General features: G+C 58.0%; 24 protein-coding genes and 1 tRNA gene. 11 read left to right on the forward strand and 14 right to left on the reverse strand.

Annotated features, from left to right (window positions below):
* Nucleotides 1-348: 348 nt before the first annotated feature.
* Entirely contained in the window at nucleotides 349-3,366 is a 3,018-nt protein-coding gene (locus MHM86_RS15015; protein ID WP_239200968.1) for an ATP-binding protein, read from the forward strand.
* A 97-nt stretch (nucleotides 3,367-3,463) separates the two neighbouring features.
* Here the strand turns inward: MHM86_RS15015 and MHM86_RS15020 are convergent, their stop codons facing one another.
* The 10 genes from MHM86_RS15020 to MHM86_RS15065 all read right to left on the reverse strand — a co-directional run bounded on the left by MHM86_RS15020 (nucleotide 3,464) and on the right by MHM86_RS15065 (nucleotide 13,218).
* Entirely contained in the window at nucleotides 3,464-5,185 is a 1,722-nt protein-coding gene (locus MHM86_RS15020; RefSeq protein ID WP_239200970.1) for a hypothetical protein, read from the reverse strand.
* Nucleotides 5,185-6,324 carry a chemotaxis response regulator protein-glutamate methylesterase gene (locus tag MHM86_RS15025; protein WP_239200972.1) on the reverse strand — a complete coding sequence of 380 codons (1,140 nt, stop codon included), beginning with the start codon at nucleotides 6,322-6,324 and terminating at the stop codon, nucleotides 5,185-5,187. The genes MHM86_RS15020 and MHM86_RS15025 overlap by 1 nt, the downstream gene beginning before the upstream one ends.
* A gap of 3 nt (nucleotides 6,325-6,327) precedes the next feature.
* Nucleotides 6,328-7,161 carry a protein-glutamate O-methyltransferase CheR gene (locus MHM86_RS15030; RefSeq protein WP_239200974.1) on the reverse strand — a complete coding sequence of 278 codons (834 nt, stop codon included), beginning with the start codon at nucleotides 7,159-7,161 and terminating at the stop codon, nucleotides 6,328-6,330.
* Complete coding sequence (locus MHM86_RS15035; protein ID WP_239200975.1) at nucleotides 7,158-7,685, reverse strand: chemotaxis protein CheW; 528 nt, start codon at nucleotides 7,683-7,685, stop codon at nucleotides 7,158-7,160. The genes MHM86_RS15030 and MHM86_RS15035 overlap by 4 nt, the downstream gene beginning before the upstream one ends.
* A gap of 102 nt (nucleotides 7,686-7,787) precedes the next feature.
* Nucleotides 7,788-8,288 (reverse strand): chemotaxis protein CheW, encoded by a 501-nt coding sequence (locus MHM86_RS15040; RefSeq protein ID WP_239200977.1) that lies wholly within the window; start codon nucleotides 8,286-8,288, stop codon nucleotides 7,788-7,790.
* Entirely contained in the window at nucleotides 8,285-10,303 is a 2,019-nt protein-coding gene (locus MHM86_RS15045) for a chemotaxis protein CheA (RefSeq protein WP_239200979.1), read from the reverse strand. Before MHM86_RS15045 ends, MHM86_RS15040 begins: the two co-directional genes overlap by 4 nt.
* The gene (locus tag MHM86_RS15050; protein ID WP_058319403.1) at nucleotides 10,303-10,668 is read right to left on the reverse strand and encodes a response regulator; all 366 of its coding nucleotides are present in this window, start codon (nucleotides 10,666-10,668) and stop codon (nucleotides 10,303-10,305) included. Before MHM86_RS15050 ends, MHM86_RS15045 begins: the two co-directional genes overlap by 1 nt.
* A 30-nt stretch (nucleotides 10,669-10,698) precedes the next feature.
* Nucleotides 10,699-10,983 (reverse strand): hypothetical protein, encoded by a 285-nt coding sequence (locus tag MHM86_RS15055; RefSeq protein ID WP_239200981.1) that lies wholly within the window; start codon nucleotides 10,981-10,983, stop codon nucleotides 10,699-10,701.
* A 127-nt stretch (nucleotides 10,984-11,110) separates the two neighbouring features.
* The gene (locus MHM86_RS15060; protein ID WP_239200983.1) at nucleotides 11,111-12,703 is read right to left on the reverse strand and encodes a methyl-accepting chemotaxis protein; all 1,593 of its coding nucleotides are present in this window, start codon (nucleotides 12,701-12,703) and stop codon (nucleotides 11,111-11,113) included.
* Nucleotides 12,704-13,141: 438 nt separating this feature from the next.
* Nucleotides 13,142-13,218, reverse strand: a tRNA-Met gene (locus MHM86_RS15065).
* A gap of 452 nt (nucleotides 13,219-13,670) precedes the next feature.
* Here MHM86_RS15065 and MHM86_RS15070 point away from each other — a divergent pair.
* The 5 genes from MHM86_RS15070 to ureC all read left to right on the forward strand — a co-directional run bounded on the left by MHM86_RS15070 (nucleotide 13,671) and on the right by ureC (nucleotide 17,309).
* A complete protein-coding gene (locus tag MHM86_RS15070; RefSeq protein ID WP_239200985.1) occupies nucleotides 13,671-14,411 on the forward strand; it encodes an urease accessory protein UreD in 741 nt (246 codons plus the stop codon).
* Between the two features lie 7 nt (nucleotides 14,412-14,418).
* Nucleotides 14,419-14,721, forward strand: a complete 303-nt coding sequence (locus MHM86_RS15075) for an urease subunit gamma (protein ID WP_239200988.1) — start codon at nucleotides 14,419-14,421, stop codon at nucleotides 14,719-14,721.
* A gap of 16 nt (nucleotides 14,722-14,737) precedes the next feature.
* The gene (locus MHM86_RS15080) at nucleotides 14,738-15,046 is read left to right on the forward strand and encodes an urease subunit beta (RefSeq protein ID WP_239200992.1); all 309 of its coding nucleotides are present in this window, start codon (nucleotides 14,738-14,740) and stop codon (nucleotides 15,044-15,046) included.
* A 77-nt stretch (nucleotides 15,047-15,123) separates the two neighbouring features.
* Nucleotides 15,124-15,528 (forward strand): lysozyme inhibitor LprI family protein, encoded by a 405-nt coding sequence (locus MHM86_RS15085; protein WP_239200993.1) that lies wholly within the window; start codon nucleotides 15,124-15,126, stop codon nucleotides 15,526-15,528.
* Nucleotides 15,529-15,548: 20 nt separating this feature from the next.
* A complete protein-coding gene (gene ureC, locus MHM86_RS15090) occupies nucleotides 15,549-17,309 on the forward strand; it encodes an urease subunit alpha (RefSeq protein WP_239200994.1) in 1,761 nt (586 codons plus the stop codon).
* A 23-nt stretch (nucleotides 17,310-17,332) separates the two neighbouring features.
* Here ureC and MHM86_RS15095 read toward each other — a convergent pair whose 3' ends face one another.
* The gene (locus tag MHM86_RS15095; RefSeq protein WP_239200995.1) at nucleotides 17,333-17,656 is read right to left on the reverse strand and encodes a hypothetical protein; all 324 of its coding nucleotides are present in this window, start codon (nucleotides 17,654-17,656) and stop codon (nucleotides 17,333-17,335) included.
* A gap of 152 nt (nucleotides 17,657-17,808) precedes the next feature.
* On the opposite strand from MHM86_RS15095, the gene MHM86_RS15100 reads away from it, so the two are divergent.
* From MHM86_RS15100 to ureG, 3 genes are read left to right on the forward strand one after another with little or no spacing between them, the layout of a single operon-like run.
* On the forward strand, nucleotides 17,809-18,321 hold the full coding sequence (locus MHM86_RS15100) for an urease accessory protein UreE (protein ID WP_239200997.1): 513 nt from the start codon (nucleotides 17,809-17,811) through the stop codon (nucleotides 18,319-18,321).
* On the forward strand, nucleotides 18,311-18,955 hold the full coding sequence (locus tag MHM86_RS15105; protein WP_239200999.1) for an urease accessory protein UreF: 645 nt from the start codon (nucleotides 18,311-18,313) through the stop codon (nucleotides 18,953-18,955). Before MHM86_RS15100 ends, MHM86_RS15105 begins: the two co-directional genes overlap by 11 nt.
* Nucleotides 18,952-19,587, forward strand: a complete 636-nt coding sequence (gene ureG, locus MHM86_RS15110) for an urease accessory protein UreG (protein WP_239201001.1) — start codon at nucleotides 18,952-18,954, stop codon at nucleotides 19,585-19,587. The genes MHM86_RS15105 and ureG overlap by 4 nt, the downstream gene beginning before the upstream one ends.
* A gap of 146 nt (nucleotides 19,588-19,733) precedes the next feature.
* Here ureG and MHM86_RS15115 read toward each other — a convergent pair whose 3' ends face one another.
* The 3 genes from MHM86_RS15115 to MHM86_RS15125 all read right to left on the reverse strand — a co-directional run bounded on the left by MHM86_RS15115 (nucleotide 19,734) and on the right by MHM86_RS15125 (nucleotide 22,426).
* Nucleotides 19,734-20,639, reverse strand: a complete 906-nt coding sequence (locus MHM86_RS15115) for a LysR family transcriptional regulator (RefSeq protein ID WP_058319391.1) — start codon at nucleotides 20,637-20,639, stop codon at nucleotides 19,734-19,736.
* Between the two features lie 134 nt (nucleotides 20,640-20,773).
* On the reverse strand, nucleotides 20,774-21,688 hold the full coding sequence (locus MHM86_RS15120) for an AEC family transporter (RefSeq protein ID WP_239201003.1): 915 nt from the start codon (nucleotides 21,686-21,688) through the stop codon (nucleotides 20,774-20,776).
* A gap of 36 nt (nucleotides 21,689-21,724) precedes the next feature.
* The gene (locus MHM86_RS15125) at nucleotides 21,725-22,426 is read right to left on the reverse strand and encodes a helix-turn-helix transcriptional regulator (RefSeq protein WP_239201005.1); all 702 of its coding nucleotides are present in this window, start codon (nucleotides 22,424-22,426) and stop codon (nucleotides 21,725-21,727) included.
* A gap of 105 nt (nucleotides 22,427-22,531) precedes the next feature.
* Between MHM86_RS15125 and MHM86_RS15130 the strand changes: the two genes are divergently transcribed.
* Both MHM86_RS15130 and MHM86_RS15135 read left to right on the forward strand, forming a co-directional pair.
* On the forward strand, nucleotides 22,532-22,846 hold the full coding sequence (locus MHM86_RS15130; RefSeq protein WP_239201007.1) for an NIPSNAP family protein: 315 nt from the start codon (nucleotides 22,532-22,534) through the stop codon (nucleotides 22,844-22,846).
* Nucleotides 22,847-22,884: 38 nt separating this feature from the next.
* Nucleotides 22,885-23,229: an antibiotic biosynthesis monooxygenase gene (locus MHM86_RS15135; RefSeq protein WP_239201009.1), complete on the forward strand. Its 345-nt coding sequence runs from the start codon at nucleotides 22,885-22,887 to the stop codon at nucleotides 23,227-23,229.
* The last annotated feature ends 8 nt before the right edge of the window (nucleotides 23,230-23,237 follow it).

Here is a 23,237-nt window from a genome sequence, read left to right on the forward strand (position 1 = left end):
GCCGGCACGGGCACCTCTCGTCCATTTAAAAGCCAGTAGTTTCCGAAATTTAGCACATAAATACATACCAAAGACGGTGCTTGCACGACCAAAACGCTCTCTTTCGTATGGAAACACTACCGGGGGTGCACTTAGAACGTTAAGTATAAATGCAACACGCGTGCTTTTGTTTGCCCATATAAAGACACCTCAAAGGCAATGCACTTCAGACCCCAAGCGCCCTGAGAGTATAGGGAAGCCACGAAAACATGCCGAAATTTCTTTGTAGATTGTCCCGCGTTTCGGGGGTCTTGTACTGTCCATACCCTTCTTGGTCGCGCCCGACACCCCATGTCTTTGAGGCGCGGCATGTCGTTTAAGTTACGTGGTTCGAACTTGCCGGTGCTGGTGCTGGCATTGTTGGCCCTAATCGTGGGCTGTTTTCTGGTGTCGGACATGGTCCGTCGCAATTTCGAGAACGAGCTGCGAAGCGAGTTGGAAAACACCCTACGCAACAATCAGCGCGCCATTGCCCATTGGATGGACACCCGCAAAAGCGAAGTTCTAGCACATGCCGAAGATCCCGCCCTGCTAAGGGCAACCCGCGCGCTGCTGCCGCTAAAAGATGATCGTCAGGCGTTGTTACAGGCATCGGCCCAGCGACATTTAAGAACATTCTTCGGTTCCTTCCTCTATCAGAACCACGTCAACGGCTACTTCCTGATTGCCCGCGACGGCACCAGTCTGGCTTCTTCACGCGACAGCAATATCGGCACGCCGAACCTCCTTCTGGCGCAACCATTGTTGTTTGAAAGATTGCTTTCTGGCGAAGCATTGCTGACCCAACTGACGCGATCAGACATTCACAATACCAACAGCAAGGACATTCGTGATAACGCGACCAACTTTGTAGCTGCGCCGCTGCGCGATGAAACAGGTCGGATCATCGCTGTTCTGGCACTGCGGCTGTTTCCACAACGCGAACTGTTCCGGATGATGCATTTCGCCGACACTCCCGGTTTCAAGCAGGCGTACGCCTTTAATCAGCAAGGCGCGCTATTGTCGGATGTCAGCGAACTAGAGGATCTACGCGCCTCCGGTATCTGGCAATATGGACGCGACCACCTGTTGTTACGGCCCGAAGGCTCCAGCCGCTATTCTCCGCAGGTGCAGCGTAATATACTGCCCGTACAAAAGGCACTGCGAGGCGAAAACAGCAGCAATATAGAGGGCTATATCAACTACGCCGGCCAGCGAGTTGTGGGGGCCTGGCACTATTACAAGGATCTGGGCTTTGGCGTGGCGATCGAACAACCGTTTGATGCGGCCTATGCCCCTCTGCACTTCCTGCGCATGGCAACTATTGCCGCCTTTTCCATCGGGTCAGCAATGGTCGTGCTGATCTTTATGTGGATGGTAGAGGCGGGACGTCGTGTTGATGCCCACCGCCGCCGGATGGCAGCCACGCTGAACGCCACACAGGACGTGAACTTTCTGGTGGATGTTCATGGCCGCGTACAAATGGTTAACCCCGCGCTGAAATCGGTGTTTGGCACCGCACCCGAACTAGGCAGAGGCCAGCGGATCAACCGTTTCATCGATCTTGGCCGTGATAGCAGCATTCGCCTGACCAACGCGGGTCTGCGCGAGTTGGCACGCAATGCCCCACCCGCCACAGTGCGTTGCAACGGCATCCATAACGACGGCCATCGCTTTCCGATCGCCATTCATATCGAACCGCTGCCGCAGGGCCGTGATGTGCCGCTGGAATTTCTGATCGTTGTGCATGACTACAGTGAAATTGAACGCCGCGAAGATGAGCTGCGCCGCGCCCTGCGTCTGGCAGAGGCAGGCAATCGCAGTAAATCCTCATTCCTCTCGACGATCAGCCACGAGCTACGCTCACCACTCTTGTCGGTGATTGCTGCGATTGAATTGCTGACAGAGCGGAATCAGGACCGCGAGGACGAGGACCTGTTGCACTCCTCGCAGCGCTCCACCCGGCAGCTGCTGGGGATCATCGACGACATTCTGGACTTCTCTCGTATCGAGGCGGAAACACTGGAACTGACCCGCCAGGATATCTCGCTGGAAAGTGTCCTTTCCGATGCGCTTAGCACTGTGCGAACGCAGGCCAGCGATAGCGGCGTGCGCCTATTGCCCTATTGTGATCCGGCACTGCCACTGGTGCAGGCTGACCCGATGCGACTGCGTCAAATTATGGCCAACCTGCTGTCAAACGCGATCAAGTTCAGCGCCGGGATGGATCATACTGGCCTGGTAGAAGTGTCCCTGACCACGCAGTCCATATCGGTAGATCAGATGACTATGCAGATAACCGTGCGTGACAACGGCATAGGCATGACGGCCGACACGATGGAAAAGATCTTCCGCCCCTTCACACAAGACGATGGCAGCATCCGCCGCAAGGTCGGAGGCACCGGACTGGGCCTGACGATTTCAGATAGGCTGATCAAGATGATGGGCGGCCAGATCTCTGTCCTGAGCGATAAGGGCGTCGGCACCACATTTGAAGTGCAACTGCCCTTTCAGATGGGGGCCAGCGAACTGCCACGCCTGCGATCACTGGATCAGCGGGTAGTGGGCTTGATAGTGTCGGATCATGCCGTGGTCGGTGGTCTGCAACGCTATATTCACAGCGCTGGGGGACGGGTGATCCAAAACTGGCGGGCGACACAAACAGAGAGCACGCGCCAGCCAGATCTGATCATCACACTGGCGGGCGACGAAACCACACAGGAACTGCCTGAAGGCATCCCTGTTCTGCACATCACACGAGACGATGCGACCAGCGTCGGTCCCCGTAACATGGCAACGAAAACAGATCTGCCACTCGTCCAGTTCCTCCCCAGTCATGTCATTGCCTGCGTGACCGATCTGCTGGCGGACAGCACAATAGATCCGGCGATTGAGCCCGCGCCGCAACCCCGCTCAACCGCGATCCAAATCGCAGCCGCCAACACGCGTGCTGGCCGCCAGGTTCTGTTGGTCGAAGACGACGACATGACGCGCGAAATTACCCTGCGAATGCTGACTCAACTCGGCATCACCGCCCGTGCCGTCAACAACGGTGAAGAGGGACTGAAGGCCTGGCGCAGCGGCAGCTATGACCTGTTGCTATCGGATTGCCATATGCCGATCATGGATGGGTTCCAGATGGCCGCCGGCATCCGCGCCGAAGAGCGCCAGTTGAACAAGGCCCAAACCCCGATCATTGCCGTATCCGCCGATATGACGATGGAAATCGAACGCCTGTGTCACGACAGCGAAATCAACGAATACATCCCCAAACCCCTGACTCCGCAAAAGCTGCGCCTTCTTTTGGACGGGCACATGCCTGCCCAAAAACGCCAGAGCGATGTCTGAGAGGTAAGCGCCAAACCACTGCCGAAAGCGCGGCAAGCACAGACACAAACAGGCCGGGAAGAACCCCGGCCTGTTTTGTTTCCAGTGCACCCATCAATCAGAAGAAGATGTCGTCCAGATCGTCCTCTGACTCGGCGCTCGCCTCGGCCACTTCAGCAACGGGCGCTGCGGCTTCGGCAGATGCTTGTTCGGCCGCTTCGTCCACCGGTTTCAGATGACCAAACATCACGTCCTGAATGTCACGCTCTGCCTGCATGGTATAGACCTTGTGGATATCCGCCAAATGCGCATGAAATGTCTCACTCAGCGCTTCTGGATCCAGCGGCAGCGGTGCCATTGCAACCTTTTCCACCTGATCCAGCAGCTCCAGCTCTTCGACAAAGCTTTCAAAAGCGTCGGCACTGCTGGTGATCGCACTCGCAATCTGCGGCGCGTCGGCCTCCAGGCTGGGCAAAAGCTTCTCCAACACTTCACGCGCCTCACGCAGGGCAGGATCCTCGCCATCCATGGCGTTCAGATCGACGTTCTCGCTTTCAGCCGCCTCGCGATCCGTCCATGCCTGCATCTTGGCCTTGGTCTGTTCCATCGTGTCGGCGAACTTGTCAAAGGTCACCGGCGCCTCCGAGATCACTTCGTTGATCTGCTGCGAGATCATGATCATATCCATCGCCTGCTTGAACCCTCGGGCACAAGTGATGATGGTGTTGAGCGCCGCCAGCTGCATCTCGAATGCGTTGTCCGACAATACCTTGGACCGACTGGCAAGCGCGGTGTCCGCCTCATTCAGGCGCTCCTGTGTCTTGACCTCTGCCTCGGCGTTGGCGGCGAAGTCGAAGCCTTTGCGATCCATCGGCATGGCCGCTACCGACAATGCATAAGCACTGTTCTGGAAAGAGCCCGCGATCTCATGACACTTGGTCAGGAAATCCTGCTGCCGCGCCCGCAGAGAGGCAAAGAGCTGCCGCGCTTTGCGGGTATCCGTGATGGTTTCAGTCACCGTTTCCTGCATCTGCGCCCTTGCGAGCAACATCAGACTGGCCGCCTCGGTCGAATGTGACGGGTATAGCGCCACCCGATCCGAAATAAAGCGCACATGCTCTGCCCGCTGGCGCGACCGGTCGCCAACCTGCAGTGCCGAGATCACTTCAGAGACGTCTTTTTCTGCGACAGCCACATAATCCGACAACCAAGAAGAGGCGGTAGAGGCCGCTTTCATCCCTTGTTCCAATGCGGTCAGCGCCGCCTCCAGGGCTTTGGCTTTGGGCTTCAGGCTGGAAAACAGGGCACGAGCACGCGCTTCGACGTTCTGGCCCATATCTTCGGTTGTGGTGACGATGGTGTCGATCACATCAAACATCTCCGCCACCAGATTGGTCGCATCGCCAGAAATATCCGAAATGCTTTCGGCCAGACGCACCAGTTGCGCGCCCAGCGCCTTGTGGCGATGGCTTTGCGCGATGATGCGGGCGTTGAGCGACACGATGTTCGACGACTGAATAATCTTGGACAGATCTTTCAGGGTCGACGACATCTTTCGGCCATTGTCGCGCAGATCCTGCACGAAGGCCTTGGCGTCTTTACTGTTTTCATCAATCTGCGTCATCAGATCGGAAATGGCGACCTGCTTTTCATTGATCCGTACCAGATTTTCTGGCTCCAGAAGCCGGTCCAGATCGGCAACGCCCTTGCGCAGGGTCTTGGTGGTATCAAAGGCAAAGAACAGCTTGTCCAGAATGTCGCTGAGAACGGTTTCCATTCGCTGGAACGGACCGTCACTCAACCCCTGCAGCGGCGGTGGAGAGATACGAAAATGTTGCATTAGCGTACCCCCCGCGCTGCGATGTGGCCCAGATGGTTGCGATCAAAAGCCTGAATATGTTCAGCGATCTTGTTGAGGTGCACAGCATTTTCTGCCGCGCCCCGTTCCACTGCTTCGCGCGGCATGCCGTAGACCACACAGGACTCTTCGTTCTGGGCCAGTGTGGTGGCACCGGCCTGACGCATTTCCAGCAAACTCTGCGCGCCATCGTCACCCATCCCGGTCATGATCACTCCCATGGCATTCCCGCCTGCCTGAATAGAAAGCGAGCGGAACAGCACATCCACCGAAGGACGGTGGCGGCTGACCGGCGGACCATCAATGACACGGCAGATATAATCGCGCCCCGAACGTTCCAGAATAATATGATGGCTACCCGGCGCCACAACGGCCATGCCGCGGGTCATCTTGTCGCCGTCACGGGCCTCGCTGATGTTAATCGCGCACAGCTTGTTCAGGCGGTTGGCAAAGGCCTCTGTGAACTTTTCGGGCATGTGCTGCACGATGGCGATCGGTGGGCTGTCGGCAGGCAGCATCTGCAGCATTTTCGCCAACGCCTCGGTCCCTCCCGTAGAGGCCCCAATGCCGATGACCGGCGGCGTGCGCAGCACCGGCGGTGCGTTGGGCGAACGGGCCGCCATGATCACGTCCGCAGTTTCTTTCTTCAGCGGTTTCACGTCGCGCGCTGGTGGGCGACGTTTACGTGCCTTTGGGCTGACGCGGGCATGGGCGGCGGCGCGCACGGCGTCGCAAACACGATTCATCCCGTGGTCATCCTTGGACAACGCGCCAATGGAGGATTTCGCCAGCACCTCAACTGCACCCATTTCCAGCGCCTTCATCGAGGCAGAAGACCCCTTTTCAGTGTGGTTGGAACAGATCACCACCGGCATAGGGTGCTGGGCCATGATCCGGCGCAGAAAGGTCAAACCGTCCATACGCGGCATCTCCACGTCCAGCAGCATCACATCCGGCAGTCCCTTGCGCATTTTTTCGGCGGCATCAAATGGGTCTTTGGCCATGTCCACGACCTTCAGGTCGGGCTGGGTTTCAATCATATTCTTGAGCATGGTACGCGCGGTGAGGCTGTCTTCGACAATCATCACCTTGATTTGCTCGTCACTCGTTACTGCATTCATTCGTTATGCCTCCTTCCGGAAAACAGCGGCAGCTTTCTGGATCAGACGTGGATCCGAAGCGACCGAGGTTTCCGAATGCCCCACAAACAGATAGCCACCGGGTTTCAAATGATCGGTGACCGAGGAAACAACCCGTCGCTGGGTTGCTTCGTCAAAATAAATCAAGACGTTCCGCAGAAAGGCGACATCCATCATCTTCTCTACCGGATAGGTCTTATCCATCAGGTTCATTTGGGCAAACCCAACGCGATCGCGCAGCTGTTTGACCACCCGGGTCAGCTGACGGCCGACACTGTCATGGCCTTCCTCCAGATAGAGGGCGCGCATGTCGTCGGGCACGTCCACCACTTCCTCAGGGGTGTAGATGCCTTTACGGGCCTTGCGCACCATTTCGGTCGACAGATCCGTACCCACGATGGAGAAATTGAACCCCGGCGTGCGTTTACTGTGTTCGTTCAGCACCATCGCAGTTGTGTAAGCCTCTTCGCCGCTGGAACTGGCGGCAGACCACACCTTGAACACCTGACTGGTGGACTGACCCGGCAAGACAGTGCGGACCAGATAGTCAAAATGGGCATCTTCACGAAAGAAGTCCGTTTTGTTGGTCGTCATCACATTGATGATCTGCGGCAATTCAGTTTCCAGCAGACCTTCGTTCATCACCATTTTCAGATAGGTGCGCAGGTCACGGATCCCGAGGGCACGGACACGCTTGCGCAGCCGGCCTTCGATCATGGTGCGTTTGTTTTCCGGCAGCTGAATGCCGGTCTTGCTGGTGATGATTTCGCACAGCTTTTTTTGCAGGGCGCGATCTGCCTCCAAAGTTGCTGTGCTCATACCGCTTCCCGGTACGCACCCTGGTCCGCCTCTACCTGTTGATGGAAATCTGAAATCACGCCAGAACTGAACATGCCGTCAAGGTTCAACACCGTGACAAAGCCACCGTCACGGCGACCAACGCCTGCGACCATACGATTGTCCCAGTTCAACAGGCCTTCGTTGGCAAATTCTTCCAGACGGTCGTCGTCAAGGCGGGTCACTTCAAACACCCGATCCGCACGCAGGCCAACCGCATGTTCCTTGCCGCCCATGTTGATCAGCAACACGATAATCCGGGTGTCCGGTTCATTGTCACGGTAGGGGCGTGCCATTAACAGACGCAGGTCCGCCACCAGAACGCTTTCGCCGCGCAGGTCGATATAGCCCAGCAGGTAATCAGGCGTATGCGGCAGGGGCGTGACGGGTTTGGGATCCAGGATCTCTTTCACGCGCACAACAGGCAGCGCAACCTTCTCGTCACCCAAACCACAGGTCAGATAAGTTTTCTGGACTTCGTCCACAGTTGTATTGGTCTCAAACACCTTGGGCCTCCGGCAAATAGGGGGTGGGGCAAAAGCAGGGCATGCGCCCAGCAGGTGCCTGTTTGTGATGGATAGAACGTTCGCGCATATTCGGGCCCACCTTTAAGTCAGGCTGTCATCCGTGGGCATCGCGCCGAGGTATTCTTCGGCGATCTTCTCCACGTCGATCAAATTAACGAAACGGTCTTTCCAACGGCCGATACCTTTGATTGCGCCTTGCGGCCAGCGAGTGCCAACGGACGGAACCTTCTGAATCGTTTCAGGATCCAGCGCCAGAACCGCATGCACTTTTTCAGCAATCACGCCGAGGGTCATAGTCCCCTCTTCCAGTGCCAGTTCCAACACCAAAACACGGGTGTCGATGTCAAAGGGCTTCTGCTCCATCTCGAAAATCGGCCTTAGATCGGCCACCGGCAGAACCACACCGCGCACATTGATCAGACCTGCAGAATAGGGACCGGCCAATGGCACACGGGTCAGCTTGGGCGGTTCCAGCACTTCGCGCAGGATGCGGGTCGGCACGACCAGCAGCTCACCACCCATTTCAAAGGCAACCATATCCTTCAGGTCATCTTCGCTTGCAGATACCAGTTCTAGGGTCATGCTGCTTGCTCCTTTCCGTCTTGGTCGAGGCCTTGCGCCTTCACCAGTTGCGCCACATCCACGATCAGAGCCACATCGCCATCGCCAAGGATCGTCGCCCCGGAGAAGACATTGAGGCGGCTGTGCATCGGAGACAGCTGCTTGATCACCGTCTGGTAGGACCCGATGATACGATCCACCGCCAAACCGATCTGTTGATCGCCGGTGCGCACCAGAACCACCTTGGGGAATTCAGCGCGTTCGCCACCAGTTTCAAAAATCTCGCGCAGCCGCATGATCGAAATCAGTTTTTCGCGCAGTTCGACGGTGGTGGTGGGATCACTGCCATCGCGGATCGCCTCAGGCTCTTCGACGATGCCCTCAACTGCAGCCAGCGGCACAGTGTAGCGGTCTTCGCCAACCTGCAGCAGCAGACCATCGATGATCGCCAAAGTCAGCGGCAGACGCAGCGTGAAGGAGCTGCCCGCGCCCAGTTCCGATTCAATCTCGACCGAACCACGCAACGCCTCAACGGTAGATTTCACCACGTCGGTGCCCACGCCACGACCGGACAGATCAGTCACCTGTTCAGCGGTAGAGAAGCCGGGCGCCATCAACAGCTGGAAGATCTCGCCACGCGACAGATTGGCATCTGCCGATACCAAACCACGGTCAATAGCACGACCAAGGATAAAGTCGGGGTCCAACCCCTTACCATCATCCTGGACCGAGATCAGCACATCCGCACCAGAATAGGATGCCTTCAGGCGCACAGTGCCGCGCGCTGGCTTGCCAGCGGCCACACGAGTGTCGTTATCCTCCAACCCGTGGTCAACGGCATTACGCAGGATATGGACCAGCGGATCGGACAACTTTTCGATCACTGTCTTGTCCAGCTCGGTCTCTTCGCCCTCAATCACAAAGTCGAAGTCCTTGCCGGTCTTGCCTGCCAGATCATGCGCCAGCCGCTGGAAACGGCCAGTGATCGACGATAGCGGGGTCAGACGGATCGCCATTGTGGTGTCGCGCAGACCCAGCGCCAGACGGCGGATATCTTCCACCACCTCAGTCAGGTTCGGATCGTTCAGCTTCTGCGCCAGATCACTCAGCCGGGCCTCTGCAATCACCAACTCGCCAACGCGGTCCATGATGTCATCCAGACGTTCGGCAGACACGCGCATCTGCACGTTGGCGGACCCAGATTTCTTGGCCGCAGGCTTCTTGGTATCAGCCTTAGGAGCCTCTGCTTTCGCGGTTTCTGCCGCTGGAGCCTCCTCAACCGTTACCTCAGCCTCTGCGACTTCAACTGCAGCGGGAGCTGCTGCGCGGATCGCGGTCAGTTCCAGTTCCATAGAATCCTCGTGGAACATGAAAACATCGCGGATCTCTTCTTCGTCCGCGTCTGCAGGCAGGAGGAGTTCCCAAGCGGTGTGCAACTCATTCGGTTTCAGCTCTGCCAGTGCGGGCAGACCATCCACAATCGCCTCCACCTTGGTGTCAGGGCCACCAATTTCCAGCAATTCCTCCAGGATCGCCACCGGATTACCACCAATTTCCATAAACTCGGGCGGCAGCTTGTAGCGCAGCTTCCAGCCCTCAATCTCGCCCTTCGCTTCAGCTGCGGCCTCTTCAACCACCTCAGCCTCAGCTGCTGCCGGGGCCGCATCACCGGAGGTGGCCGCAGACAGCGCCGCCTTCAGTTCAGCGTCCTTTTCGGCAGCCGGATCTTCGCCTTCCAGAAGAGCCACGATCAGATCATAGGCCTTCAGCGACACAGCGATCAGATCAGGTGTCACAACCGCATTGCCCGACCGTACCTGTTCAAAGGCCGCTTCAAAGTCATGGATAAACTCTGCCAGTCGGGCAAACCCGAACATCGCACCAGTGCCTTTCAGCGTGTGCAGATCGCGGAACACCTGCGTGACCAGATCCATATCTTCAGGGGTGGAATTAAGCTGCAGCAGGCATTCCTGCAAACTCTCGATCAGCGCTTCCGTTTCTTGGCGGAAGATTTCCTGGGTTTCCTCATCAATCATCAGCCGACAACCTTTTTCACTACGGCCAACAGTTTGGCCTGTTCAAAAGGCTTCATCACCCACCCCAACGCGCCAGCGGCTTTGGCCTGGCTTTTCAGGTCACCTTCGCTTTCGGTGGAGAGGAAGATGATCGGCACGCCAGAGGACGACGGATCATTGCGGTATGCCTGAATGAACTCGATCCCCGTCATGTTCGGCATGTTCTGGTCGGTGATGACCATGTCAAAGCGTTTGGCCTTGGCTGTGTCCAGACCTTCAGCGCCATCCTCGCACTGGGTCACTTCATAGCCTTCCTGCTGCAGGGTCATTGCTACCATTCGCCGAACCGATGGCGAATCGTCGATAATCAGAATTTCTTTACTCATGTCATACTACCTTCAGCAATTTGGGTCGTTTCAGGCCGCTTGGGCCAACGCGTGATCAAACCCCGTGGTAGCAAGCATCGCACCAAAGGGGGCTACATCCTTCAACGACGCAACTGCGCCGGATTTAACCTTTCCATCACGCACCGCCGCACAAAGTAGCTGACCCAGACCGAAGAGGACCGCACTGGGGATGTCATCAGCCAAATTGGCGGTGAGGCCGCAGGCCTCTACCCCCGCAAGCTGATCGCGCAGCGGCACAAGGCTGTCGAAGGTGCTGGTGCTGTCCAGCGTGATGTTGATTTCCGTTTCCGGCATCATTGTTTCCTTTCATCGCGACCGGGCCAAAGTCGCGGGTTTTTCACACAGGGCTGCGAGGGGCCTAGTTGCAGCACAGGGTCGACTGGCCCCGTCGGATCTCGCCCTCGGGACCAGCCAGTTAACATCAGGACGCGATTTTGAAGTCGCTTTCGTCCGTGTCCTCATCGCTGAGATCAAAGGCCGTCACCTCGGCAGAGGTTTGCGCCACCTCGGCCTCATCCACGCGGAAGAACGAGATGACATCCGCCAACCGTTCTGCCTGACTGGACAGCTCGGTCGCGGCCGATGACATCTCTTCGGCGGCGGCGGTGTTTTCCTGCGTCACACCATCAAGGCGCTGCACAGATTCGTTGATCTGGCTGGACCCAATCGCCAATTCACGCGATGCGCCGGTGATGCCGCTGACCAAGGCAGCGGTTTTTTCGATGTTGGGCACAAGTGTTTCCAACATCTCACCAGCCGTGGCTGCACTTTTGACTGTATCAGAGGACAGCGTGGAAATCTCCGCTGCGGCCTGCTGGCTGTTTTCAGCCAGCTTGCGCACCTCTGCGGCCACAACGGCAAAACCGCGACCATGTTCACCAGCGCGCGCAGCCTCAACAGCAGCGTTCAGCGCCAAGAGATCCGTCTGACGGGCAATTTCCTGCAACACATTGATACGCTCACCAATGGTTTTCATCGCCGTCACCGCATCTGCCACCGCGACACCGGAACGCTGTGCCTCATCGGCAGAGCGGCGCGCCATCTCTTCGGTGCTGATCGCGTTTTCCGAACTGGAAGAGATATTGGCAGACATCTGTTCCACCGCCGAAGACACCTCTTCAGTCGACGACGCCTGTACCGACGCCCCTTCAGACAGCGATTCTGACGTACCTGCCATCTGATCAGCACCCGCCGCCAGATTGCGTACCGCGCTGCCGACATTGCCGACGGTTTCACGCAGTTTATGGACCATGTCGTTCTGCGCCCGCAGAAGATCCGCGATCTCATGCTGACCAGTGACCTCAACAGTGCTGGTCAGATCACCGTCCGCTACATTACGGGCCAAGCCAATCGAATGGCGTAGCCCATTGGACAGGGTGCGCAGGATCAACAAAGACGAAATCAGCGCGATCACACCAGCCACTGCGGCGGCCACAATCAACTTGTATCGCGCCTTGGCAAAATCCGCCTCGGATCGCGCAATGGAATCATTGAGCTGCGCGGTATAAGATTTCTGCAGCTTCATCGCCACGGCCGCAGCAGCATGCACTGCGTCTGAGGCGGATGTGTGGTAGATCTCTTCTGCCTCAGCACGACCGGCCAATCTGGCCGCAATCGCATCTTCGGTGAGCTTCTCAAATTGTTTGATCTTGTCAGACAGTTCTGTCAGCAACTGCTTTTCTTCTTCGGTCGCAAGGCTGAGCAACTCGTCGATCACCGCATCCAACTGCGCCACCTGAGTGGCCACTTCGCCGCGCTGACGGTCGATACGCGCGGTTGGATCCGCTTCACCCTGCCATTCGATCAGGATATCAGCACTGTCCAGACGGATCCCTTGCCCCAGGATAAACACCTGCTGTGCAAACAACAGTTTTGCCGCGTCTTCTCTTGCGACACGGTTTAGTGCGGCATCCGCAGCGTTCAGCTGCCGCACCGCGAAAAATACGCTGCCTGCAAAGATCAGCAACAGTGCGGCAAACGTAAGGGCCAGCCGTGCCTTGATCGTCAATCTCATTAGATTTCCCCTTGGATTCGGCAATTGCGGTCTAAACGCGACCCCAGACCTGCGCTCGGCAATACACAACGACTTGCAGCCGGGCCTTTGGGGGCCACGCATTTGGGGTCTCGGGGTATTCGTAAGGGGGGTCTAGGCTGGGTTGAGATCACGAAGACACACACAATCACACAAGTTAACATTGGTTCAGGTCACAACGACGCATAGGTCGCCTGAAACTATGAACGGCAGAACAGGGGTGTGTTTTCGCGGACCCTACGGAGTCGCAGCGTCAACTAGGCATCCGGCTAGCGGGGCCCCATACTTTTGCAGGTGCTGCAATCAGCGAAGACGGAAAACGCAAAAAATCGCCCGAAGGCGCCGACTGAGAAACATACATAAACGCGCTGTGTAGTGACCCGTTTGTCGCAGCCTGTATGTCTGACATGTAGGGGGGAATGGTAGCGGAGGAGGGACTTGAACCCCCGACACGCGGATTATGATTCCGCTGCTCTAACCAACTGAGCTACTCCGCCGAAGTGAGCGTGGAATTACGGCGAAGGACGCGGAGGGTCAAGAGCGAAAATGCGAAAATCCGTGAGAAAGTGCATCTGCGCCGCCCTCCGCTTCCGACGGAGAGGACCGTAGCATCAGCAGGTGCCGGAACCCAAAGCGTCAATGACAGCCGCGATCTGGTGAAGCCTTGGGCTAATTCACTGCAGTCGCCCAAAAATTAGGCTTTCACATCCGCGACGCTGGGTTTCGCCCAAAATTCAGGCAACGTTTCTTGTTCAGACGTCACTTCTTGCGCTTCATTGCCACCGATCTACGCGATCGCCTGATGCCATCTGCCAAACCTTAGGGGCTTCCCATCACCGTTTCTGCACCGATAATCACTGCCACTGCACCGGCTACATCGGGGGCCTCTCCGCCGCGCGCGATCGGCAAGGGTATCCTTTCAGCCAAGCAACGAGAGCAAAACAGCGTTGTGGACCGATTGCAGACCTCCGGCTGTCTGAAGCTGCTGTTTCCACAGATTCGCGATGGTGCGCTGACCGCAGTGCAGCTGAACACTGCCGGCGGAATCACCGGTGGCGATCAGCTGGACTTTACCGCTGAGGCAGAAGCAGGCAGCCACCTGCGTCTGACCACACAGGCCGCAGAACGCATATATCGCAGCCCAGATCAAACCGCGGGCCGCGTCACCACCTATCTAAGAGCAGAGCGCGGCGCACGCCTCGACTGGTTGCCGCAAGAAACGATTCTGTTCGACCACAGCGCCTTGCACCGCTGCTTGCACGTCGATCTGACCGCTGATGCGCGGTTCTTGATGGTTGAACCGCTTGTCTTCGGTCGCGCCGCGATGGGCGAGGTGCTGCGTCAGGTGTTGCTACGTGATCAGGTGCGGATCCGTCGCGAGGGCCATTTGATCTATGCAGACGGCCTGCGTTTTGGTGGTGATCTGCATACACAGATGCAGCGCATGGCCATTGGTGGCGGTGCAGGTGCGATGGCCACCGCATTGCTGGTCGCGCCAGAAGCGGAATGTGAAGCACTGCAAAACAGCCTGCGTCCGATGCTGCCTGACACCGCAGGCATCAGTCGCCTCACTCCTGATGTGCTGGTGCTGCGCGCGATGGCTGAGGACAGTTTTATTCTGCGTCGTGATCTGATCCCGGCGCTGACCTTGATGAATGGCGCGGACCTGCCGCGCACCTGGATGATCTGAGGACCACATGCAACTGACACCCCGTGAGAAAGACAAGCTGCTGATTGCCATGGCCGCCGAAGTGGCGCGCAAACGACTGGCGCGCGGCGTCAAACTGAACCACCCCGAAGCGATTGCCCTGATCACCGACGCAGTGGTCGAAGGCGCCCGTGATGGACGTTCGGTCGCCGACCTTATGCAAGCGGGCGCCGAGGTGATCAGCCGTAGCGACTGCATGGAGGGCATTCCTGAGATGATCCACGAAGTGCAGGTCGAAGCGACCTTTCCCGATGGCACCAAACTGGTGACCGTCCACCAACCGATCCGCTGATAGAGGAGGCCTCCCCATGATCCCCGGCGAACTGCTGCCCGCTAGTGGCACCTTGGAACTGAACCCCGGCCAGCCCGTTGTCGCGCTGATGGTCGCCAACACCGGCGACCGCCCCATTCAGGTGGGCAGCCACTATCATTTTGCCGAAGCGAACCCCGGCCTCGACTTCGACCGCGCGGCGGCCCGTGGCCTGCGTCTGGACATCGCGGCTGGCACCGCGGTGCGCTTTGAACCTGGTCAGCGGCGCGAGGTGGCCTTGGTCCCGCTGGGCGGCGCGCGCAAGGTTTATGGCTTTAACCAGCAGGTGATGGGGGGGCTCGACTGATCAGAACAGGGCTTGACCAGTGCCGCCACCTGCAGCGCAGTAAGGCTCTATCCTTTTCACTACCGCCGGAGTTTTAGATGATCCGTTTCCTGCCTGTCCTTGCCCTCTACACTGCGATAACGCCCGCCCCTGCGGTGGCCGCCGATTGCAGCGATCCGGTGACAACGCTGGACATGCGCATTTGCGCGGCTGAAGAACTGAAGCGCGCCGACACGCAACTCAACGCAGCCTATCGAGACGCCAAGGCAGCAGCGGCTGAGGTCGACGCCTTGCATGGCGAACCCGCAGAGAGCGGCGCAGTGCATCACCTGCGCGAAGCCCAGCGCGCTTGGATCAAGCTAAGAGATACCGACTGTGTACTGGCCGGATTTCCCTTTCGCGGCGGTACTTTGGAACCACTGGTCGTCACCAGCTGCCACACAGAGCTGACCGAAAAACGCACCGAAGATTTACGACATATCGCGCAAACCCTGCGCCACTAAACACTTTGAGGAGAGGCCCGATGCCTGCCACCATTTCCCGCGCGGATTACGCCGCCATGTATGGCCCCACCGTGGGCGACCGTCTGCGTCTGGCGGACACCGATCTGGTCATCGAGGTGGAACGTGACCTGACCGCCGAACGCGCTGGTGCCGCAACCACGGGCGGCAGTGGCGAAAACGCAATGTATTATGGTGAAGAGGTGAAATTCGGCGGTGGAAAGGTAATCCGCGACGGTATGGGACAGGCACAGACCACCCGCGCCGCAGGGGCCGTGGACACGGTGATCACCAATGCGCTGATTGTGGACTGGACTGGCATCTACAAAGCCGACGTCGGCCTGAAAGATGGCCGCATCCACGCCATCGGCAAGGCAGGCAACCCCGACACCCAACCCGGTGTAGACATCATCGCCGGTCCAGGCACCGAGGTGATTGCAGGTGAAGGCAAGATCCTGACCGCTGGCGGCTTTGACAGCCACATTCATTACATCTGTCCGCAACAGATCGAGGATGCCCTGCATTCCGGCCTGACCACAATGTTGGGTGGCGGCACTGGTCCCGCTCATGGCACGCTGGCCACCACCTGCACGCCAGGTCCGTGGCATCTGGGCCGGATGCTGCAATCAGCGGATGCCTTCCCGATGAACCTTGCCTTTGCCGGTAAGGGCAACGCCTCACTGCCTGCCGCGCTGGAGGAACAGATCAAGGCCGGCGCCTGTGCCCTGAAACTGCATGAGGATTGGGGCACCACCCCAGCCGCGATTGACAACTGCCTGTCAGTTGCTGACGCGATGGATGTGCAGGTGATGATTCACACCGACACGCTGAACGAGTCGGGGTTCGTCGAACACACGGTTGCGGCGCTGAAGGGGCGCACCATTCACGCCTTCCACACGGAAGGCGCAGGCGGCGGTCACGCGCCGGATATCATCAAAATTTGTGGCGAGGAGCATGTCCTGCCTTCCTCAACCAACCCGACGCGGCCCTTTACCGTGAACACTGTGGATGAGCATCTGGATATGCTGATGGTCTGTCACCATCTGGACAAATCCATCCCCGAAGACGTCGCCTTCGCCGAAAGTCGCATCCGCCGTGAAACCATCGCGGCAGAGGATATTCTGCACGACATGGGCGCGTTTTCGATCATCGCCTCTGACAGTCAGGCGATGGGCCGTGTGGGTGAAGTGCTAATTCGCACGTGGCAAACGGCGGACAAGATGAAGAAACAGCGCGGTCGGCTGTCGGAAGAGACCGGCGACAACGATAACTTCCGCGTCCGGCGCTATATCGCGAAATACACCATCAATCCGGCCATCGCCCACGGCATCAGTCACCAGATCGGATCGATTGAGGCAGGCAAACGTGCCGATCTGGTTCTGTGGAACCCTGCGTTTTTCGGGGTAAAGCCCGAAATGGTTCTGATCGGCGGATCTATCGTCTGTGCGCAGATGGGCGATCCCAATGCGTCGATCCCAACGCCACAACCGGTTTATTCACGGCCGATGTTCGGGGCCTTTGGCCGCGCGGTGGAAAACGCGGCCGTGACCTTTGTATCGGAAGCAGCAGCCGCCGAGGGGATCGGCGCTGAACTGGGGTTGGCGAAACAGGTAATTGCAGTGGAAAACACCCGCAACATCGGCAAGAGCCATCTGAAGCTTAACCATGCCACCCCGCATGTAGAGGTAAACCCCGAAACCTATGAGGTACGCGCGGACGGCGAGTTGCTGACCTGCGAACCGGCGGAAAGTCTGCCGATGGCGCAACGCTACTTCATGTTCTGAGGCAGCGGTCAGGGGAGGTGCGATCAGTGCTGCAAGCTATCAGCAAACAGACGGTTCATCGGCCAGCCGGGACGGGACATACGACCCTCAACAGGCAGGCATTCCACATGCACGCTAAGATGATCGCGCCAGTAGCGAGGGTTTTCACGCACTTCCTGCGGCAACAGAACCGGATCAAATTCCGAATTGCGACGGGTGATCACTCGAACACGGTGATTGCGGCCATTGGGCACGGTGCCATCACTGGCATGCACTGCTGCCTCCAGCGCCGCCTCGCGTTCTTTCAAGCGGGCAATCTCGGCGCGGATTTCGGCCAGTTCGTCGGCAAGGCTGATTTTATGCATCATCTGGGTACATCCCGTTTTCATCATTTCCACCATGTGCGCCACCGCTCGTCACTCCGGTCACGAACGGCGCATCTACTGGAAATCTGCAAGGGACAGGCCAACTGACTAAGCCCGCGAAAAGACTCATGAAAGAATCATCAGGATCGGCAAAAATGACACAACAACTCCTTGCCCAAACCTATCAGCCTCATCCAGCAGGTCCCGCCACTGATAGCCTGACCCTTAACTATGAGGATCGGTTTTTGCGCCGCAAACGGCTGCGCACTGACGGCGGGCAGATGGTGTTGATAGATCTGGCGCAGGTCACGTCACTGGATCACGGCGGCACACTGGAGACGAGGGATGGCACCGTGATCGCCATTCAGGCTGCTCCCGAACCACTTTTGCAAGTGACAGGCGATGCCCTGCCGCGTCTGGCATGGCACATCGGCAACCGCCACACGCCCTGCCAGATTGAGGCAGACCGCCTATTGATCCAGCGCGACAAGGTTATTCACACCATGCTGGCCCATCTGGGGGCCGAAGTGGTGGAGGTGGTGGAACCCTTCACCCCAGAAGGCGGCGCCTATGGCCATGGGCGCACCCATTCCCATGAGCACAGCGCCAGCACCCATACGCATCCGCATGGTTCCGGCGATAACGCAGGGCATGATCATGCTCACTAACCCGCAGTTGCTGACACTAACGCAGTGGCTGTCACCCGCCTACCCCATCGGCGCGTTCAGCTACAGTCACGGTCTAGAATGGGCGGTGGAGGCTGGACAGGTGCGGGATGCAGACAGCTTTGCCGCGTGGCTGTCGGACATTTTGGAACGGGGCAGCGGACGCAATGACGTGATCCTGATGGCCGCCGCCTATGCCGCAGCGCCGGAGGAGCTGGAAGAGGTGGATGAGATCGCCCGCGCCTTCGCCGCCAGCCGCGAACGCCTGCTGGAAACAGAATCGCAGGGCGCAGCATTTGCCAAAATCACCGATGCGATCTGGGGCGACATGCCTACCAAACTGACCTATCCCGTTGCGCTGGGTTTCGCAGCAGCGCGCCAGGATATGCCCCTGACGCCGGTTGCCGCGATGTATCTGCATGCCTTTGCCTCCAACCTCTGCGCGGCTGCAATGCGGCTGGTGCCACTAGGCCAGACAGATGGGAACCGCGTGCTACACACCCTCGCCCCGCTGTGTGAACGCGTGACAAAAACCGCGCGACAGGAAACCCTCGATGATCTTGGCGGCGCCTGTGTGCTGGCAGAGATCGCATCGATGAAACATGAAACTCAATACACAAGGCTGTTTCGCACATGACACACCTGAACGGACCCTTGCTAAACGGCCCCCTGCGCATCGGCATCGGCGGCCCTGTTGGCGCCGGCAAGACCACACTGACCGCCAATCTGTGCAAGGCACTGGGCGCGAAATATTCGATCGGTGCGATCACCAATGACATCTACACACAAGAAGATGCCGAGGCATTGATGCGCCTACAAGTTCTGGCACAGGACCGCATCATCGGTGTGGAAACCGGCGGCTGCCCGCATACGGCGATCCGCGAAGATGCCTCAATCAACCTCGCCGCTGTGGCAGAGATGCAAGAGCGGCATCCGGACATAGAGGTGGTGCTGATCGAATCGGGTGGTGACAACCTTTCGGCCACCTTCAGCCCCGAACTGGCGGACCTGACCATCTATGTGATCGACGTCGCCGCGGGCGAAGAGATCCCGCGCAAAGGCGGCCCCGCGATCACCAAATCGGACCTGTTGATCATCAACAAAACCGATCTGGCCCCACACGTTGGTGCCTCGCTAGACGTAATGGAACGTGACGCCACCCGCATGCGCGCAGGCCGTCCCTTCCTGTTCGCTGCACTGCGCCATGGTCAGGGTGTGGAAGAGATCATCGCCCAGATCGAAGAAATTGGTGGGCTAGGCACCGCCTAAGCCATGCGCGCGCATTCTCTGATGGCAGAAAACACCCGCCCCGCCGCCAACAAAGCGCATAAAAAGGGCCGAAGTGACCCTATCACTTCGACCAAGAGCGCTAATTGGAGCGCGAGGGGAAATCTTTGTCTCAGGATTTCGCGTGCTTACCAGTCAAACGGGCCCTTATCGGCAAACTCATGCACGAGGAAGTCGATGAAGGCACGCACCTTCGGCTGGGTGAAGCGGCCCGGTGGGTAAACGGCATAGACGCCCTGCGTCTCTACCGGCAGATCGGGGATGACATCTTCGACCAAACCCTGTTTCATCGCATCCGCATAAAGATAGCTGGGCAGATACGCGATGCCGAGGCCAGCCACAGCCGCGTTCAAGAGCGACTGACCGTCGTTCACACTCAACCCACCCGCCGTGCGGACCTGACGTTTCTCACCGGACGGCGCGGTCAGTTTCCAGACGTTGCCGCTGGACTGGTTGGAATAGTGCAGCAGCTTATGATCATTCAGATCATCGATTTTCTGCGGACGACCATGTTTTTCAAAATAACCGGGCGCGGCGATCATCCGTTTCGTCGTCTCGGTCAGTTTGCGAGCACGCAGGGTGCTGTCTTCCAGCTCACCAATACGGATCGCCATATCAAACCCTTCGGAGATCAGCTCCACATAGCGATTGTTCAGCACCATGTTGACGTTAATATCCGGGAAATCCGACAGAAACTCGCCCAAAATCGGGCTGAGGTGGTTTACACCAAAATCCGTCGCAACCGAGATCCGCAACAGACCAGACGGCGCAGATTGCATCGAGGTGACCAGCGCATCCGCTTCGCCCGCGTCATTCAGAACGCGGCGAGCACGGTCGTAATAGGCCAGACCAATCTCGGTCGGCGACACACGTCGCGTGGTACGGTTTAGCAAACGGGCACCTAGGCGATGCTCCAAACTTGACACATGTTTGGACACGGCAGATTTGGAAATCCCCATCTTGCGGGCCGCATCGGTAAACCCTCCCTGATCCACCACGGTGGCGAAGGCTTCCATTTCGGTCAGGCGATCCATTGGCATGTCCTTTTGGTGTTGCGTTGTTTCTCTCTTGGAAACATCTATCGACACCAAATCGGGCAGGATCTGGGCAACGACCCGACAATATCAGGGTAATTGCACGGATCGTTCATGGCATGGAAACGGTGACACTAACGCAGAATCGCCAATTCGATCACTGTGATCCACAATGGCAACGTTATCGCAGATAGCAGTGTCGTCTGCGCCACCAATGTCGCTGGCCACTGACGATCCGCGCCAAATCCCGCCGCCAGCACATGTGCAGCCGATGCAGTCGGCATCGCCGCGAACAGCACTAATGTCGCCGCAACCGCAGGACTGAGAGACAGCGCATAGGTCAGCCCCAGCGCAAACACCGGCAATGCCAGCAGTTTGGTTCCCACGATGATGCCGCTGAACTGATCCAACCGTGCCAAGGCGCCCCAGTTCATTGTTGCTCCAACAGAAACCAGCGCCAACGGGATCGCCGCGCGGGCCAACAATTCCAAAGGCGCCCGCAACAGCACGGGCAGGGACACACCACAAACACCAACAATAACACCCGCCAGTGCCGCCAACAGAAACGGATTGCGCGCCACACGCCACACAGTCTGCCACAAGGATCCCGCATCGCGCGACAACGCCGTCACCGCAAAGACATTGGCCAAAGGGATCGCCAGCCCCACCGCCACAGCCAATGCTCCGAGCGGCGGTTCACTGAGAGTTTCGACCGCCACAAAGGCCAGCGCGGTGTTGAACCGCCACGCCACCTGCCAGCAACCGGCAAAATCCAGAAACCGCGTCGGCCCATACCGCCGCGCCAAATAGCCCAGCGCCAATCCCAGCGTCATTACCGACCAAACCAGCGGACCAATGGTAACAATATCACCGAAACCAATGGGTCGTGACGCCGCCGCCACAAAAATCAGCGCCGGAAACAGCACCTCAAAGTTCAGCCGATCCAATCCCTGCCACGCCGCCTGCGTCAACCGGTTGCGGATCACACCCCCCAAAGCGACCAGCAGAAAACTGGGCACCAGTCCCGATAGGATTGTTAGAAAGACCATATTCGCCCCACACATCGCCACTCAAAAGACCACCAATCAATCACTATCGCGCCCTTCAGCTTCTGCAATATGGAAATGCTGTTCAAACAACTGCATCCCACGGCTATTGAAACGTACAACGCGGCTGTCCGGCAAACGCTCCGCCCAGCCGTGGTCCAGAAAATGTTGCAACAGGGCACGCCCCAAACGCCCTGCGAGATGCGACTGTCGCATGCTCCAATCCAGGCATTCACGACACATAGGCGCGCGGCTGTTGGGCAGGTTTTCCAGATCCACGCCTACTTCACGCAAAAACCTCTTACCATACGAGGTGAGGGCCAAATCCGACCCCGTCAAAACACCGTTTGCCCGCAGGCTGCGATACATCTGTACACCCATTTCCCCTGCCAGATGGTCATAACACACGCGCGCACGGCGCATCTCTGCATCTTTTGGGCCGATGCGACTGCGCGGGTGCCCTTTTCCTGCGGCCAGCCCCATCAGTGCCTCCAGCACGGCGGCCACATCGTGCCCCGCCAAGGTGAAATATTTATGCCGGCCCGATTTGCGCGGCTGTACCAAGCCGCCCTGCTCCAGCTTCGCCAGATGAGCAGAAGCCGTCTGCGCCAACACACCTGCCTCCTGCGCAAGTTCAGTCGCCGTCAGCGCTTTGCCACTCATCAAAGCGGCCAACATATTCGCGCGGGCGGGATCACCGATCAGAGCCGCGACAAAGGCGATATCTGGTCCATCTTTCATCCACTGCTCCCAAAAGAATGCGCTGCACACTTCGATATTGAGCGAAGCATTAACGGCAATCAAGGAACTAGAAGATGACTATCACAGCACGACAAGAGGCATCACATGCTAACCTGCATCATCCGTTATCAAATCGACTCCGCCAAGAAAGCCCAGTTTGAAGAATACGCGCGTAACTGGGGGCAAGCGATCCCACGCTGCGGCGCCGATTTAGTCGGCTACTATGCGCCGCACGAAGGCTCATCAACGCTTGCCTATGGGATCTACAACATCGAATCTCTCGCTGCTTATGAAGCTTATCGCACGCGACTGGCGGCGGATCCGTTGGGCCAAGAAAACTATGACTTTGCTCAGCAGGAACGATTTATACTGCGCGAAGATCGCACGTTCCTACGCCTCGCCTCCGCCCCGCACGGTTAATCCAGACACCTAAACGCTGCCCAGCAGAAAGCCTGAACATGATCGCTGTCATCTTCGAAGTTGAAATTGCCCAAGGTCAACGCGACGCCTACCTCGATATCGCAGGAAATTTAAAACCCCTGCTGGAGGAAATAGATGGCTTCCTTTCCATCGAGAGGTTTCAGAGCCTGAACAATCCAGACAAGCTCCTCTCCCTCTCCTTCTGGCGCGATGAAAGGGCAGTAGCCAATTGGCGAGGTCTGTCAGAACACCGTGCGGCGCAAAGCGATGGCCGCGCCAGAATCTTCTCTGGCTATCGCCTGCGCGTTGCTGGCGTCCTGCGCGATTACGGTATGGAAGAGCGGGACAGCGCGCCCGAGGATTCACGCGTATTGCATGGATAAACAAAAAG

The sequence above is a fragment of the Thalassobius sp. Cn5-15 genome, from assembly GCF_022347685.1.
In the GTDB taxonomy this organism is placed as follows: Bacteria; Pseudomonadota; Alphaproteobacteria; order Rhodobacterales; family Rhodobacteraceae; genus Thalassobius.